Annotated in this window: 13 protein-coding genes; 10 read left to right on the forward strand and 3 right to left on the reverse strand. The window is 44.4% G+C overall.

Features of this window, described 5'->3' with window-relative positions:
• Both BLV54_RS15665 and BLV54_RS11970 read right to left on the reverse strand, forming a co-directional pair.
• Positions 1 to 160 (reverse strand): helix-turn-helix domain-containing protein (locus BLV54_RS15665; RefSeq protein WP_143032502.1); only part of this gene is annotated, 160 nt, incomplete at its 3' end.
• Between the two features lie 161 nt (positions 161 to 321).
• Complete coding sequence (locus BLV54_RS11970; protein WP_090571896.1) at positions 322 to 3477, reverse strand: AfsR/SARP family transcriptional regulator; 3156 nt, start codon at positions 3475 to 3477, stop codon at positions 322 to 324.
• 214 nt (positions 3478 to 3691) lie between these two features.
• Here BLV54_RS11970 and BLV54_RS11975 point away from each other — a divergent pair, with 214 nt between their 5' ends.
• Positions 3692 to 4594 (forward strand): multicopper oxidase domain-containing protein, encoded by a 903-nt coding sequence (locus tag BLV54_RS11975; protein ID WP_176969758.1) that lies wholly within the window; start codon positions 3692 to 3694, stop codon positions 4592 to 4594.
• Between the two features lie 51 nt (positions 4595 to 4645).
• Positions 4646 to 7393: a multicopper oxidase domain-containing protein gene (locus BLV54_RS11980; RefSeq protein ID WP_256329444.1), complete on the forward strand. Its 2748-nt coding sequence runs from the start codon at positions 4646 to 4648 to the stop codon at positions 7391 to 7393.
• 237 nt (positions 7394 to 7630) lie between these two features.
• Here BLV54_RS11980 and BLV54_RS11985 read toward each other — a convergent pair whose 3' ends face one another.
• Complete coding sequence (locus BLV54_RS11985) at positions 7631 to 8467, reverse strand: SDR family oxidoreductase (RefSeq protein WP_090571899.1); 837 nt, start codon at positions 8465 to 8467, stop codon at positions 7631 to 7633.
• Between the two features lie 124 nt (positions 8468 to 8591).
• Here BLV54_RS11985 and BLV54_RS11990 point away from each other — a divergent pair, with 124 nt between their 5' ends.
• The 8 genes from BLV54_RS11990 to BLV54_RS12025 form a co-directional block, all read left to right on the forward strand.
• A complete protein-coding gene (locus BLV54_RS11990) occupies positions 8592 to 8960 on the forward strand; it encodes a DUF6164 family protein (protein ID WP_090571900.1) in 369 nt (122 codons plus the stop codon).
• A gap of 72 nt (positions 8961 to 9032) precedes the next feature.
• Entirely contained in the window at positions 9033 to 10526 is a 1494-nt protein-coding gene (lnt, locus tag BLV54_RS11995; RefSeq protein WP_256329445.1) for an apolipoprotein N-acyltransferase, read from the forward strand.
• Positions 10527 to 10570: 44 nt separating this feature from the next.
• Complete coding sequence (gene glyQ, locus BLV54_RS12000) at positions 10571 to 11488, forward strand: glycine--tRNA ligase subunit alpha (protein WP_090571902.1); 918 nt, start codon at positions 10571 to 10573, stop codon at positions 11486 to 11488.
• Positions 11489 to 11490: 2 nt separating this feature from the next.
• Positions 11491 to 13689: a glycine--tRNA ligase subunit beta gene (glyS, locus tag BLV54_RS12005; RefSeq protein ID WP_176969759.1), complete on the forward strand. Its 2199-nt coding sequence runs from the start codon at positions 11491 to 11493 to the stop codon at positions 13687 to 13689.
• 1 nt (position 13690) lies between these two features.
• Positions 13691 to 14230, forward strand: a complete 540-nt coding sequence (gene gmhB, locus BLV54_RS12010) for a D-glycero-beta-D-manno-heptose 1,7-bisphosphate 7-phosphatase (RefSeq protein WP_090571903.1) — start codon at positions 13691 to 13693, stop codon at positions 14228 to 14230.
• Positions 14227 to 15009: a lysophospholipid acyltransferase family protein gene (locus tag BLV54_RS12015; RefSeq protein WP_176969760.1), complete on the forward strand. Its 783-nt coding sequence runs from the start codon at positions 14227 to 14229 to the stop codon at positions 15007 to 15009. Before gmhB ends, BLV54_RS12015 begins: the two co-directional genes overlap by 4 nt.
• Positions 14957 to 15709 (forward strand): M48 family metallopeptidase, encoded by a 753-nt coding sequence (locus BLV54_RS12020; protein ID WP_090571904.1) that lies wholly within the window; start codon positions 14957 to 14959, stop codon positions 15707 to 15709. The genes BLV54_RS12015 and BLV54_RS12020 overlap by 53 nt, the downstream gene beginning before the upstream one ends.
• Positions 15710 to 15995: 286 nt before the next feature.
• Positions 15996 to 16515, forward strand: a 520-nt coding sequence (locus BLV54_RS12025) for a transposase (RefSeq protein WP_143032503.1), incomplete at its 3' end; no start/stop codon positions are given.

The following is a 16515-nucleotide window of genomic DNA, read 5'->3' on the forward strand; positions in this document are numbered from 1 at the left end:
TCGCCGCATCGTGAACAAATGACCGCTTCTTCCATTTCGCCACGGTCTTCTCGTTAATTCCGTGGCGTTTTGCCAATGCTTTCAGGCTCTCTTGACTATGTTGTATCGCTCGACGCACCACCTCTGTCGTACGGGCGCTTCCATGCAGTACCTGTCCCATAATATATCCCTCGATAATTGACTATATGTTACTCCAGTACACCGTGGGACTAAACATCTAATGTATCCATTTCTGCTTGACATGGTGCGTTTGCAAGCTGAATTGATAGATATTGAGTCAGTGAAAATACTCAAGATATTCTTGATTTGAAAATAAAATGACTATTGCTTCCCTCTTTTTAATTGCTTGGCAAGCTCAAGAATTTCATTAGAAAGCCGAACTTTAAATCCTTCAAATAAAACCCGATGGCACTGATGATAAGTCTGCAATGCCTGGTCAAACTGCTCGTGCCTGATATAATGAGACATTAGCTGTCGATAATATGCTTCCGTCAGGGGTTTTAGTTCTATTCCTTTGGTTAATAACAAACAAACGCGGTCATATTCTCCGTTCTTTTCATGGAAATTTATGGACAAATCCAGCATGCGGGATAATTTATTCAATAATTGGTATTGTTTTAATATTCCTGGTCCCGAATCGAAGTTTTTCAGAAATGTGCCTCGGTAGAGTTTCAACAGCCGGTCAGTTAATTTAATGATCTCAGACTGCTGTCCATCATTAAGAGCTTGCTCCAACTTATCTACAGTCGCTTCAAACACCCACAAATCTAACCAGCAATAACTGCTATTAAGGGAAATTAGGCCAGAACTTAATATTACGGCTTCCTTGCCAAGGAGTTTGCGTAACCGGTGCAGCGCTGTTTCCAGCGACTGTCTGGCCAAGTCACCATCAACATCAGGCCATAATATATCAGTGAGTTGAATGTAATGAACATTTCGACCACCCAATATGATTAGTGCCTCCAGCAATTCAAGTATTTTCTTTTGGCTTTTGCCGGATTGCTCGAGCTGTTTACCCTCGACCTGAATCACTAACGAACCAAAACTATAGATTCGTACCGGCCAAGGCCATTTCTCGAGATACAAAGGTGGAGAAACCAGCAGCCGGAGTTGCTTTAGTAAACATACAGCAAATTCTTCTTCAATACTGTTCTCGATGGCTAATAAACACAAGGGTGTCAAAACCTTTGGGCGCCATCCGAAAAAAGTAAAAGCTTTTTCAGTATGCATGATTCGTAATAGCTCTTTTATGGCTGCGAGCGTACGACGCTGATTTTGTTGTAAATACGCTAACCAAGCATCGGCAACATAATACTGGATCTGATTATGTTTGTTAGTAATATCCTTTGCTGTTGCTGCGGCAAGCAAAGAAAGCATTTGCTCTGCTTTTTGCCACTGCGACAGTTCAGCGAGTATTTGCACTTCAAGTGACCAAAAGGCGACATAAGCGATTTTAAAGTGAATCAATTCTGCCAACTGCAGTGCCTGTTGATTTTGTTCTAAGGCATATTGCAGGTCCCCAGCTAAAGCGGCTAGCCACACAACATAAGAATAATGCATCAAAACAGGTATACGCTGACGATTATTCCTAGATTGAATTGCTTTCTGCAGAGCATTTTCAGCACTAATCAAATCACTGTCATTGATATGACAACCAACAATATTGATAAGCAGTGCTCTTTCAAATAAATGAATACCTGATTTCTTCGATAGTTCCAATCCTTTATGGGTGTATTTGAGCCCTTTGACGGTATCGGCCGTCAATAAACCTTGAATCACTAATAGATAGGCACTCATGATTCTAACCATAACGGATAAGTCCTCATCTTCCAGAGCTAATTCCAAGAAGGGCGCAACTGTATTCAGTTTAGATAATTGATAATTAAATATGTAATACTGCGCCAATTGTATGCTCAGCAATATCTTCGATGTCTTGATCGGAATAAAACGGAACACTCGTTCACATACTCTAATCAAATTCTGTAACCAAGGATGTTGAGGGTTATAGACTGAAAAACTATTTACTGCCGTTGCATAAAACTGAATTCTTAATTCGATCGACGGGCAGGCATATCGCTTGAGTATTTCATCGAAACGGCTCATCCAAACCTTTAGTTTGGAAAAATCATCCCAACTGATCGCAATCGATTCAACTGCGGCTACCCAGGCAGAATAAATACCTTTGACATCATGATTTATAACAAATTTCTGATAACTTTCTTCCAGCCGCTGTTCCGCCAATAGAGGCTCCGTTGGTTTCAATGCTGCAGCATGCCAATAATTCAACCAGGCATCCGTATCTAGATATTCGCTCGGCAATGCTTTCATCCATTGATTGAGAGTGTGATATCGTCCTGAATTGATTAATTGTTCAGCCTGTTGCAATAGCAATGTTTTCAATGACGGCCAATCCTGTAATTTCTGATAAAGCAGCGTAGCCTCAGCAGAATTACCCTGTTTGACCAGTATCGCAGCTGCCTTATACTGCAATTCTTGCCAATTCTCCGGAGTAAATAGTGTATCGGCCTGGGTCAGCAATAAATCTCTGAACAGTGGATAAAAGCGATAAGCGGGAGTGGAACTGGCAGTGCGCTCAATCAGAAAGTTTTTAGAGACCAGCTCATCGAGATGGGAGCTGGTCTGGCGGCACCCGGTCAGATGCGTAGCCATTTCTGCTGTGAATTGGGTAAACAATGCGCTGGCTACTAAGCACGCATGTAATTCCTTAGGTAAATGTGCAAGTATTTCCGAAGCCAGATAATGAAAAATATTTTCAGTGGGACTAAAATCCCCAGGGAAGCCGGGGGTAGCGAATTGTCTTGCCATCAGCACCATACCGACAGCCCAACCTTGTGTTTTTGACTGGATATGATGGATCTGATGATCCTCCAGCTGCGGATTTAGCCATTTCATGAATGCATAGCTTTCCAGCTCATTGAACTGTAACTCAATGTCACCTATCTCTAATAACTCATTATTCAGGTGCAAACGTTTAAGTGCAGCACTGAGATGATTTCTGCTGATACAGATCAATTGCATGCCATCTGGCAACTGATTTATGGCAATTTGTAACAGGCGGAGAAAAATGGCATCCTTTTCCAATTCTTGACAATTATCCAGAACAATGGCTGATTCCTGAGTAAGTAAAGCAAAAAGCTCGCGAAAAAAGACGTGCGCAAAATTTTCTACATCATCGGCATATTCAGAAGTAAAAACAGGCAATTTAAGCTTCTGCCTGGGATAGTTCTTTTGCGCGGCTAATGCCAGAAAATAAAAGATATCGGCAAAATTATTCTCACCGATATCGATTCGATACCAAAGAAAGGATGCTTGCTGTTTCTTTAGCAGGCTGGCGATAAAAACAGTTTTGCCAGATCCAGGCGCCCCATTCACCCAGATCATCTTAATCATCTTTCTTTGCTCAACTAGTTTAAATAAGCGATCACGCTCAAAAACATGCTCGTAATTTGGCGGCATGATTTTACTCGGATACTTTTTTATTTTTCTTATTTCAAGATATTTTTTCAATATGTGTATGTCATTTGTAAGTTCTTAAATGCTACTTTACCGCGGGATTTTATTTTAACTACACTGAAACGGAGGGAGGATAAGTATGAGGAGGATATTCGCTGCAGAGTCTCTTGCAGGTAATTTAAGCTTATCGCATAAAAAGAAATGCAATTTTCGCTTAATGTCAACTATTTGGTCAAGGATGTTGTTTGCCATATCCTTGTTGTTTTTGATAAACAGCGTATTAGCAGGAAATCTTCATCGCATCGGCATGTTTGCTGAAGAGATGGCAGGGGGTTATTTTGCTTATCGCATGATGCATTATGAAATTATCGGTCAAGATGGTAGCGCAAGCAATATAACTTCCCGCTATAGCAATGCAGCTACGATTCCAGGGCCGACCATTATTATTACCGAAGGTGATGAAGTTGAAATCGAGCTCATGTATCAAATTAATCCTGATCGGGAAAATTCTAAGCATAATCAAGTCAGCATACATGTGCATGGAGTTCACTACGATAAAGACAGCGATGGTACGTTGAAATATATCAATCTGTACAAAGATGAAAGTGCTACCCCTGTCGTGTCATATATTTACCGTTGGCATGCTGCACTCGGCACCGCCGGCACATGGCCCTATCATGATCACAATATGGATAGCCATAATGGTGCTGAAGATAGAGGACTCTTTGGGGCGCTTATCGTGAATCCTGCATCTGCTGCAATGAATAACATTAAAAAGGAATTTGTACTTTACATTGTTGATGACGCTATTGTAGGGATGGAAACCAATAACACGACAGGCCAACACACACCTCTATGGGTTAATCCTACCCTGACGGCAGAAAGAGATAGCGATGTCAGGTTCCATGTACTTGCATTGGGTACCAATTTCCATCAATTTCAACTTAATGACTACACATGGGTGGATCCAGGGACAGTTAATCAGATCAATACAAAAGCGATAGGCCCTCTTGAAAAACATGTATTTGTAGTTAATGCAACTCATTCTTCAAGCTATATGGATACAGCTTTCTCAAGCGTATTACTCGGCATGAAAGGCGATTTTGTCGTCGCTCATTAAGGTCAATTTCTAATGAAAGGAAATATGAGTTCACATATTTATGGAAAAAAAATGAAAACCATTACAGCAATTATATTGTTTATTACAACATGGCTGTTTTCCTCGATTACGCTGGCAGCCTCGCATAACATCATATTATCAGCCGAAACACTTCCTAATGGGCAATATGGTTATAAAATGATCAGCCATACCACTGATGGTGCTGCGCCAAATTATCCAGCCGACGCAGTTATTCCTGGTCCCACTTTGTTTGTACAGGGAGGGGATGTCGTTAATATTCAACTCACAAACAATACCAATATCAAAGTTGGATTCAATGTTGGTGGATTATCCGTCGGTAATGCTATATCCATTTTACCGAAACAGACAAGGAATTATAGATTTAACGCCGATAAAGTGGGTACTTTCCCCTATGGTGATGAGAAGTCAGCATTACTGGGATTATTTGGCGCCATTGTAGTGGATGATCCAAGTGGGAAGGTGCAAAGCTTTCTCGATGGTGATGGGACGCTAACTGCTGTCAAGCGCGATCAACTAAACAAAGAGTTCGTTATGTTCATGGTTGGCTCAACCTTCTGGGGAGCCGAAATCAGTGCGGATGGCACACAAAAACCGTTGTGGACTAACCCGACTTTGGGTGCAGTTGAGAATCAGCTTGTGCGCTTCCACGTTCTTGCAGTTGGTCATGCTCATACTTTCCATTTACATGCACATCGCTGGCCTGATTCGACCAATAATGGCAATACAGCTTCATCAAATATCATCGATGTTAAATTGATGAGCAGCCCTCATAGTAGCCATACTTTTACCATTAAAGCTGGAACAGGTGTGGGGCCAGGTGTCTGGCAATATCACTGTCATGTGATGTCACATATGCAATCCGGCATGAATGGCAAATTCCATGTAGTTGCAGCTGGATCGGGTGAGACAGGCGACAGCATCGCTGGTGCCTCTCCCCGTGGCAAAATATTTTTGAACGATAGTGATGAACCGGGTCTGGTTACCTTCATTATGTCGGACGAACCAGGTAGCTGGTTTAGAAGTGCGCGAGGAAATGCATTAAGCCCTGTGACCCACACTAAATCACTGGAAATTATTCCTCCAGGCAGCAGTGTTCATTTCATCATGTCCGACACCAACGGTGTACATACCGTTACCAATCTTCTGTGGCCGAGCGATGCAGGGAAAAATGATCATGGCGGAGATCATTTTATGATTCCTATTGACGAGACTAAAGCTTACCGGGGTGGTGGTATAGTACAACTCAATGTGCCTGGCTTATATGTATTTACCTGCAAGATTCACCCATTCATGTTCGCAGCAGTCATTGTTGATGACCCTAAAACAGATGGATTGGATCTCGGTAATACTATCGATCTGGTATCAGGTATCAAAGACTTGCCTACCAGCAGTGACTTGGCAACCCGTTTAGTAAGTACCTTCTTTATTGCCACCACACCGAGTAATTGGCGAGATTTCACCTCTACCAATCCTTGGCACGTAGCCTATCCCAATGTGGATGTTGTAACTGATGCGGGCAAACTCTCATTGGTGGAGGTTCTTGAAGCAAGGTATGGTCAGGATGTTCAACTGACATCATTATCTAAACCGGCTACACCGGGTGTAGGTGAAGTATGGGTCGACACTCAGTTTGAGAAGACAGCTGGTAAAACCAAACCCGGCGCTATTACCGTTCTGGATACCAGTGACTGGACACTCAAACGGAAAATTGCACTACCTCAAATCAATATGAATAATCCACATAACATGTGGGCTAATCGCGATCATTCAGTCGTTTATGCTACTCAGTGGTTTGATACCAAACTGACTTTGATCGATCAAAAAACAGGTAAATTGATCAAAAATATCCACGTTGGGGATACGCCTTCGCATGTTATGACTCTTCCTACTACGGACGATGTGACTATAGCGATTCATGGTGAGAATGGCGTAGTCCGCATGCCTGTCGGTACTACCGAGGTGGATTACATGATGCCGACCCAACAGCATGGACAGGCCCCGGCTAACCCACATGGGCACTGGATTTCTGCCGATGGAAAACGCATCATTACGCCTAATGTCAATACCGGTGATGCCGGTATTTATGATACAGAAACAGGCCAAATCGTAGTCAGAACACAAACAGGTGGGGGTGCACCTGTACCACACCCGATTGCCATCGGTATGATGCCTGATTCCAGTAGGGTTTATGCTGCGAATTTGCTGCATCACAGCATTAGTGTGTTGGATGGCAACAATGGTGCACTGTTAAACACTATCAATTTGATTGCTGATTACAATCCAATTACCGGTGAATTTGCGGATAAGGATGGCAACGGAGTAGTCGCCGTTGGCGTGCTTCCGATTCAGACTCCAGTATCACCGGATGGCAAAGTAATGGTAACTGCTTCGATGGGTGGACAGATTGTCATCACTGATACGACTACTAATAAGATCGTTAAAATGCTGTCATGTGATCCTGGCTGCCATGGGGCAAACTTTGGTGCCAAACAAGGCGGTGGTTACTATGCTTATGTTTCCAGCAAGTTCTCCAACCGTCTGATCGTTGTTGATCCCGATCCAAATGGTGATGGCAAATTGGATGATGCTGAGATCGCCGGTTCGGTTTCCATGGTGGCTGATAAGGGTGTGCCAAAAGATGATACCGTCAGCAATCTGGCTGGATTTGGTGGTCAGGGCGTGTTGCCACTGCCCATTGTCTATAATGGCTGGGTACAAAACCTGCCAAGCGAATGGAGTGCAGGATTGACTGACAAGCAGCGTAATCCTATCCAATAGTTGAGAAGTTAATTAAGTATAAGAATTTTAACCATAACATATCGCTAACCAGAGAACATACGCTCTCTGGTTAGCGTTTTTTCTTGATAGCTTTTTCCAGGCTAATCTCAAGCGCTCTCCTTGCACTTTGCTTCATTTCCCTTCAGTTAAGAGATGGGCAGACATGCCTATCATTCCCATAAGCACAGATGAGCTTTTTCTCTTGGTTTCTGCTTGTGCTATTTCAAAAACCGAGAATTAATTATTATTTCCAGCCTTGACAAGTAGTCTATCCAATAAGCGAATACTTAAAATGCGTTTGAGGAAACCAAATAAATAGGTGGGGAAAGTAACGTAATAACGCGGTTGAGGGTTGTGCGCTTCAAGTGCATGAATGACTCTTTGAAGTACAGCCTCGGGCGGCAGTGTGAACGGAACGGCTGGCCCTTGCTTGTTGAGTCGATTCAATACCCTGAGGTATTTTTCACCATGGAAGCTATTGTCTATATCGATATATTTTTGTAATGCCTTAAGCGCGTTAGCTCGGAATTGAGTAGCAATCGGACCTGGCTCGATCAAGCTTACAAAGATTTGAGTACCCATCAACTCAAGACGAAGCGTATCGCTCAATCCTTCGATGGCATATTTGGAAGCATTGTAGGCGCCGCGAAATGGCATGGCTGCAAAACCAAGCACGGAACTATTCTGGATAATTCGACCATAACCTTGCTTGCGCATGATGGGCAACACAAGATTTGTCAGCTCTAGCCAGCCGAAAACATTGGTTTCGAATTGTGCGCGTAAGGCATCGCGACTTAAATCTTCAACTGCTCCCGGTAAACCATAGGCGCCATTATTGAACAGGGCATACAATTGACCATGAGTGCGATGCATGATTTCTTCAAATGCTTGCTGAATCGAATCTGGATCATTTAAATCTAGACGAAGGCTTTCCAGCCCTTCAGCTAATAACATTTCGACACTTTCCTGCCGTCGCGCTGTGGCGAATACGCGATAGCCTCGTTTGTGTAATGCATGGGCGACACAATAACCAATGCCGCTGGAGCAACCAGTGATTAAAATAGATTTTTTCATCAACCAAGCTTATCTTGAAAAACTATTCATATTTATTTTGGACTTGACACAAGAAAAAACATAATCATAGCATCACATAGATAGATTCATTACAAATCACGTCATAATGATCATAATTGAATAAATGGCAAAGATATTGTTTAAACTACGAAACGTTCCAGATGATGAAGCAGAAGAAGTGCGCGAGTTACTGATCAACCATCATATTGATTACTATGAAACATCTGCTGGCAATTGGGGTGTTTCAATGCCAGCTCTCTGGGTAAAGGATGATAATCAATTCCGGGAAGCAAAAGAGTTACTTGATGCTTATCAGGAAGCACGTTCAATACGGATCAGGGAAGAATACGTCCGACTCAAAAGAGAAGGCAAAAACAAAACGGTATTAGATAGTATGAAGAAAAATCCCGTCTTGTTTATTGCCTATATATTGATTGTGCTGGCCTTGCTTTACTTGCCATTCAAGCTGATCATGGAGTTAGCCAGGTTGTAGTTTCTTATTTTATACCCTCGTTGCTCGAAATCATTTGAGATCTTTTTTGCTTAGTGATCCGAATTGAACCAAATTAATTTAAAAATAATCATTTCTTTCCTGTCAGGTGCGCTTACTGTTCTAGGGTTTGCACCGTTTTATTTTTTTCCAATCCCCTTAGTTACCCTGGCGTTACTGATCTATTTCTGGCGTAAGAGTGTAAAGCCTTTAAGTGCTGCAATGCTGGGTTTTTCTTTCGGCATGGGGATGTTTGGTGCAGGTGTAACCTGGATTTATGTCAGTCTGCATGATTTTGGCGGTATGCCGATGCCATTGGCTGTATTGGCTTTGATCCTGCTCTGTGCTTATCTCTCGTTGTTTCCTGCATTCACTGGGTGGATTTCGGTAAGATTGCGCACTGCTGCGCCAGCTATTTGGCCATGGATGGTTGCGTCGTTATGGATGTTATCAGAGTGGTTGCGTGGTACCTTGTTTACTGGTTTTCCCTGGCTAGCAGCCGGTTATTCGCAGGCTCCATATAGCCCTCTCGCAGGTTTTGCTCCAGTAGTGGGTGTCTATGGTATTTCGCTACTGCTGGTTGTGAGTGCTGGCTGGCTATCAGGCTGGTTTGAGCAAAGGCGTGCATGGCGATTTTTATTCTTTCTGAGTGGTATCTGGGCAATAGGCCTGGGACTACAGTGGATAAACTGGACTCAACCCCAAGGGGATGCCTTGAAGGTAAGTTTATTACAGGGAAATATTCCCCAGGATCTAAAATGGCGAGAGGATCACCTCATAACGACTATGGATACTTATGCTAAGCTTATCGGGGAAAGTAACAGTCAGTTGATTGTGACGCCAGAAATATCGATTCCGCTGTTTCACGAAGATGTGCCACTTGATTACTTGTCTGAGCTTGCCGCGCATGCGGGAACAAATGATGGCGATGTGCTGATCGGCATGGCTGAATCAGTATCGTCGGACAGAAGTGAATACTACAATACCATGTTCAGCCTGGGTGTATCTCCTGAACAACGTTATCGGAAACACCATCTTGTGCCATTTGGGGAATATATCCCGTTAAAGCTCGTATTTGACTGGATCATCCAGGTGTTGAATATTCCTTTATCAGATTTCCTACGCGGGTCACTCGATCAGCAGCCTTTACATCTGGCTGGACAAAGGGTGGCAATCAATATCTGCTATGAAGATGTGTTCGGGGAAGAAATCATCATGCAGTTACCCGAGGCATCATTGCTTGTCAATGTCAGCAATGATGCCTGGTTTGGGCGTTCTATCGGCCCTTGGCAGCACTTGCAGATCTCACAGATGCGTGCCTTGGAAACAGGACGATACATGTTGCGTGCCACCAATACGGGTGTTACTGCCATCATTGATCAACGCGGCAATGTCATGCAGCAATTGGAAATGTTTACAACCGCTGGTTTACATGGGGTTGCACAAGGTTATTCGGGCGCTACGCCGTACGTACGTTTTGGCAATGGGCTGGTATTAGGATTGGCTGGCTTACTGTTGATCATGGGGTGGCTATCAGTCTTTTTTTATAGGAAACGTAAAACCCTGTAAAATACTTGCCGTAATCAACAAAACAGTTCTGAGCTAACTCTTACATGCCTATAATGACATTTCAGGATATGATTCTGACGCTCCAGCATTACTGGAGCAAACAAGGTTGTGCGCTATTACAGCCTTATGACATGGAAGTTGGCGCAGGCACAAGTCATACCGCTACTTTTCTGCGTGCACTGGGACCGGAGCCGTGGCGTGCAGCGTATGTGCAACCATCGCGCCGCCCTAAGGATGGTCGTTATGGTAATAATCCGAATCGTTTGCAGCATTATTACCAATATCAGGTTGTGCTAAAACCTGCTCCGCAAAATATTCTGGACTTGTATTTTGGTTCGCTTCAGACATTAGGTTTAGATTTGAAGTTGAATGATGTCAGATTGGTTGAAGACGATTGGGAAAATCCAACGCTTGGGGCTTGGGGACTAGGCTGGGAAGTATGGTTGAATGGCATGGAGGTAACGCAGTTTACTTATTTTCAGCAAGTTGGGGGTATCAATTGCAGGCCGATTACCGGTGAGATTACTTATGGGCTAGAGCGACTCGCTATGTATCTGCAAGGGGTGGAGAATGTTTTTGATTTAACCTGGACTGAAGGACTCAGCTATGGTGATGTTTATCATCAGAATGAAGTTGAGCAATCGACTTATAATTTTGAATGCAGCGATACTGAATTCCTTTTCCTCGCTTTCGGTGAATATGAAGAACAAGCTAATGATCTAATGGAAAAACAATTGCCGCTACCTGCCTATGAACAAGTACTGAAAGCGGCACATAGCTTCAATTTGCTGGATGCTCGAGGAGCCATCTCGGTCACCGAACGTGCGGCCTATATCGCGCGTATTCGCAATCTGGCGCGGCGAGTCGCACAGGCTTATTACGATAGTCGTGAACGCTTGCAGCCTTCTTTTCCGCTGGCGCCGCGTGAGTGGGTGGCGCAAATACCCAAGAAAGCAGGGTGAGCATGATACCAAGAAATCTACTCATAGAGCTGCTGGTCGAAGAGCTACCACCAAAATCATTGCATAAGCTGAGCGCTCATTTTGCTGAATCATTGCTAAATAGCCTGAAAAGCCAGAATTTAGCCATGCCTGATGCGGTGGTGACCGCATATGCAACGCCACGTAGACTTGCTGCTCATATTACTCATGTTTTGGTGCAAGCCCCTGATCAGGCCGTGACGACCAAGTTAATGCCCGTTTCGGTTGGTTTGGACCAGGAAGGGCGAGCTACGCCGGCTTTGGTCAAGAAATTGAGTAGTCTAGGCGTGGAAGCATTTGTTGTTTCGCAACTGACGCGGGCTATGGAGGGCAAGTCTGAAACGCTTTTTCTGGAGCGTGTTGTGCCGGGTGTTGTGCTTGTTGATGGGCTGCAACAAGCGATTGATGATGCTATTGCACAATTACCCATTCCCAAAGCGATGACTTATCAGCTCGCAGATGGTTGGGAGGGCGTCAATTTTGTGCGTCCCGCCCATAGATTGATCGCGCTGCATGGTGCAGAAGTCGTTCCTGTGAGCGTGCTGGGTTTGATTGCCAGCAATGTGACACAAGGCCATCGCTTCGAAGCAAGCATCCATCCTATCGTAATCAGGGAAGCGGATAGTTATAGCCAGCAACTGGAAACAGAAGGTGCGGTTATTGCCAGTTTTACCGAACGCCGTACCCGGATCTCGAATCAGCTTTCTGCTGCTGCAGCCAAAGAAAATTTGCAGCTTATTCAGGATGAGGCATTACTGGATGAGGTGACGGCGCTAGTAGAACATCCCAAAGTACTGATAGGGAAATTTCCATTAGAGTTTCTTGAAGTACCACAGGAATGCCTCATTCTGACGATGAAAGCAAATCAGAAATACTTCCCGTTGCTGGATAGTGATGGAAAACTGGCAAATACATTTCTGATTGTAGCGAACATTTGCCCAGCAGATACTCATTTTGTCGTCGATGGCAATGAACGGGTCGTCCGCTCGCGTTTGGCTGATGCAAAATTCTTCTTTGACCAGGACCGGAAGAATACATTGGCTTCGCGCATTCCTGGGCTGGACAAGGTGATTTACCATCATCAGCTAGGCACACTAGGTTTGCGCATTGAATATGTACGTACCATTGCATGCGAAATCGGGCAAATATTGGGTGGAAATATTCTGGCAGAACAAGCAGAGCAAGCAGCGCGATTAGCTAAAACGGATTTGTTAACGGACATGATTGGAGAATTTCCCGAGTTGCAGGGCATTATGGGGCGTTATTATGCTCAGCACGAGGGCTTGAGCGATGCTATTGCCTATGCGATAGAAGATCACTACAAACCGCGCTTTTCGGGCGATTCACTGCCACGTAATCTGGTTGGTGTTTGCGTGGCTTTGGCGGATAAGCTTGAAACTTTGATCAATCTGTTTGCTATCGGGCAGCTACCCACTGGAGATAAAGATCCCTTTGCGCTGCGTCGTCATGCCTTGGGTGTGATTCGTATCCTTGTTGAAAAGGACCTGCCGCTTGAAATGAATAGACTACTTGAGCGAGTCATAGAAATTCTCCAGGATGAACGTATTGCAGAGCAATGGGCACAGCGGACAGTAGCTGAGACGCCAACTGCTTATGCTGAGGAGAAGGTTCATCAGAAAAATGTCCGGCATGAGATATCTGCAGAGGTGAGCGGGCAATTATCAGATTTTATCTATGATCGACTGGCCGTAAGTTTGCGTGAGCAGGGTTATAGTGCGCAAGAAGTGGATGCAGTGTTGGCGCTCCATCCTCAACATTTGAATGATATTCCAAAACGACTTGCCGCTATTCGTGCTTTTGCCGCTTTACCAGAGGCAGCCAGTCTTGCTGCTGCCAATAAGCGTGTGAGTAATATCCTTAAAAAGGTTAGCGCTGCTATCAGCTCGCAAGTAGACGTTGAACTTTTGCAGGCGCCTGCCGAGCAGGCGTTATATCAAGCGTTAATCGAGCTGAAAGATAAGGTGGATAAGGCATTCCATGAGAAGGATTACACGGTTGCCCTGCAAATCCTGGCAGCATTAAAGGCACCGGTTGATGCTTTTTTTGATCATGTCATGGTCAATACCGATGATGACATGCTGCGTAACAATCGCCTGGCTTTACTTAAAAAACTTCAGCTGGTGATGAATCGAGTGGCCGATATTTCCAGATTGGCGAGCTAAAATGAAACTGATCATCCTTGATAGTAATGGTGTAATCAATGAGGTCAGTCAAACTTTTGTCAAATCACCGGATGAATGGAAACCCCTACCAGGTAGCTTGGAAGCCATCTCACGACTTACCCATGCAGGTTATCGCGTGATCGTTGCGACTAATCAGTCTGGTATCGGGCGCGGGCTGCTTGACATGGCCACTTTCAATGCAATCAATGACAAGATGTTCAAAGCTGTTCACCACGCGGGGGGACGCATTGATGCGCTTTTCTTCTGCCCACATACCCAGCAGGATAAATGTCATTGTCGTAAACCAGAAACAGGCATGTTCCAGGAAATCATGCAACGTTATAGTACGGATCTCAAAGGCGTTCCTGCTATTGGAGATTCATTGAGGGATTTGCAGGCAGCGGTCGCGGTAGATGCTATTCCGATTTTAGTGCTCACTGGAAAAGGTGAAATGACTCATGCGAATAATAACCTCCCAGAAGGTACACAAATTTTTGCCGATCTGGCATCAGTCGTTGATGCATTGGTGAAGAAAATATGATACTGGCTGTATTGCGCTCACTGTTTTACACTTTATTACAGATCATCATTACTCCTCCCTATGCATTGATCACGCTCGCCTGTTATCCGCTTACTCCGCATTATCGTTATAAGATGACTTATGGCTGGACATGCATCATGTTGTTTCTGCTAAGGGTAATCTGTGGTCTGCATTATCGTGTGATTGGTGCTGAGAATATTCCTGATCGGCCAAGTATTGTGCTATCGAAGCATCAATCAGCGTGGGAAACTCTGGCATTACAACAAATTTTTCCTCCTCAGGTATGGGTGCTTAAAAAAGAGTTATTGCGCATTCCATTTTTTGGCTGGGGACTGGCAATGACCAATCCGATCGCAATTGATCGTAGTTCGGGTAAAGCGGCTTTACAACAAATTGTTGAGCAGGGTAAAGAAAGATTAGAACAGAATTTCTGGATCGTCATTTTCCCGGAAGGAACACGCATTCCTCCAGGTAAGACGGGTAAATACAAGATAGGTGGCGCGTGGCTCGCAACCCATACCGGTGCACAGGTTGTGCCAGTTGCGCACAATGCTGGAGAATTTTGGGGGAAAAATTCATTTGTCAAATATCCTGGAACAATTACGGTAAGTATCGGTAAGCCGGTTGATCCAACGGGGATGGAGCCTGATGAGCTTAATGCACGTGTACAAGCATGGATAGAAACTGAGGTGTCGCGTATCAGCTGTTTTGGGAAAGAAGGGGGTGATGGACAATTTGTTTCGATCTCAAACGAGTCGCTCAAAGACGCTGAAAAATGAAGCTCATAGCATCACGCTGGCTGACAGGACAATCGGTTACACGCTTATCCGTCGTAACCGAAAAACGGTTGGGCTGAGAATCAACCGAGATGGTTTAACTGTTAGCGTCCCTTCGCAAGCGACTCTCAGCAGCATTGAGCGAGTACTACACAGTAAAGCTGCATGGGTCATCAAAAATCTGGATGCGTGGAAAGAGAAAAAAATTATCCAGCCTCAGTGGTGTCTGGATAGTACATTCTGGTTGTTGGGCGATCCCTATCGATTGGCATTGTCTAAATCAGAAAAGCTGCAACTGGTTTTACAAGACAATAAAACAGATCAAATTCAGGAAATAACCCAGCAAATTGCATCGTTAACTTCCTGTCAAATCGAGAAATTCGTGATGACTTGGTATCGTAAACAAGCGAAGGCGTACATGAGTGAGCGGGTGGCGCTCTATGCAGACAAATTGGGTGTGCCATTGCCGAAAGTGAGATTATCCAGTGCGCGAACGCGCTGGGGAAGCTGTAGTTCAAATGGGACAGTATGCCTCAACTGGCGGTTAATACAGTTGCCACTTTCCCTGGTGGATTATGTGGTAGCGCATGAATTATCTCACCTTATCGAAATGAATCATTCTGCAGCATTTTGGAACATAGTCGAGAGTATTTATCCGGATTATCGGCAAGCTCAGACAGAGTTAAAAAAATTGGCTGACTAGTCAATGTGCTCCAGAATTGTATTTAACCTAAAAGCGGTTTTAGGTTTAGCAGGTTGCTGAGAAACGTATTCAAGGCAGTCAATGAGAGGCAGAAACAGGCGAAAGAAGTAGAGTTTATATCTGAAAAATGAGCATTTTCTGCCTGTTTTTAACATCGCAGCGGCAATATAGATAGTCGCCCCTGAAATACTATAGAAACTAGCATAAATATTGGCATTGAGGGATACTCAAAAGGTATGGAATTTGCCGGAATTAATACTATTGACCCCTAATTTCTGGTGAATTGATGAAGCCAAAGAAGCAAGAACCCACCCCCTGTGATGATCTTTTTCGCATGAGACTGGAGCAGATGTTGGACCAGCGCCACGAGCTGTATCGCCTGGCAGGGAAGATTGACTGGTCTGTAGTAGAAGAGCGGTTTGACCGACTGTATTCAGATGAAGGCCGCCCAGCTATTCCGATCCGCTTGATGGTAGGGCTGCACTACCTGAAGCACACTTTCAACGAATCGGATGAAACGGTGGTGGAACGCTGGGTGGAGAATCCCTATTGGCAATACATCTGTGGAGAAGAATACTTTCGCCACGAATTGCCAATCGATCCCAGCCAGATGACGAGATTTCGTGACCGCATAGGCGAAGCAGGCTGTGAATTCATGTTAAGTCTAACGGTGGTAGCAGGAATTGCCACGCAGACCGTATCAAAGACATCGCTCACAGCAGTAAACGTGGATAGCACGGTGCAGGAAAAAGCGATCAATTACCCGACAGATGCCCGGCTGTATCATAAGGCTGGAAGTGCACTGG

The organism is Nitrosomonas sp. Nm33, from assembly GCF_900107265.1.
Classification (GTDB): domain Bacteria; phylum Pseudomonadota; class Gammaproteobacteria; order Burkholderiales; family Nitrosomonadaceae; genus Nitrosomonas.

Coding starts and splice junctions, on each gene's coding strand:
- BLV54_RS11970 (WP_090571896.1), bottom strand. CDS start 3,477: ATGCCGCCAAATTACGAGCATGTTTTTGAGCGTGATCGCTTATTTAAA.
- gmhB (WP_090571903.1), top strand. CDS start 13,691: ATGAAACTGATCATCCTTGATAGTAATGGTGTAATCAATGAGGTCAGT.
- BLV54_RS11985 (WP_090571899.1), bottom strand. CDS start 8,467: ATGAAAAAATCTATTTTAATCACTGGTTGCTCCAGCGGCATTGGTTAT.
- glyS (WP_176969759.1), top strand. CDS start 11,491: ATGATACCAAGAAATCTACTCATAGAGCTGCTGGTCGAAGAGCTACCA.
- glyQ (WP_090571902.1), top strand. CDS start 10,571: ATGCCTATAATGACATTTCAGGATATGATTCTGACGCTCCAGCATTAC.
- BLV54_RS11980 (WP_256329444.1), top strand. CDS start 4,646: ATGAAAACCATTACAGCAATTATATTGTTTATTACAACATGGCTGTTT.
- BLV54_RS12020 (WP_090571904.1), top strand. CDS start 14,957: ATGGACAATTTGTTTCGATCTCAAACGAGTCGCTCAAAGACGCTGAAA.
- BLV54_RS11975 (WP_176969758.1), top strand. CDS start 3,692: ATGTCAACTATTTGGTCAAGGATGTTGTTTGCCATATCCTTGTTGTTT.
- BLV54_RS11990 (WP_090571900.1), top strand. CDS start 8,592: ATGGCAAAGATATTGTTTAAACTACGAAACGTTCCAGATGATGAAGCA.
- BLV54_RS12015 (WP_176969760.1), top strand. CDS start 14,227: ATGATACTGGCTGTATTGCGCTCACTGTTTTACACTTTATTACAGATC.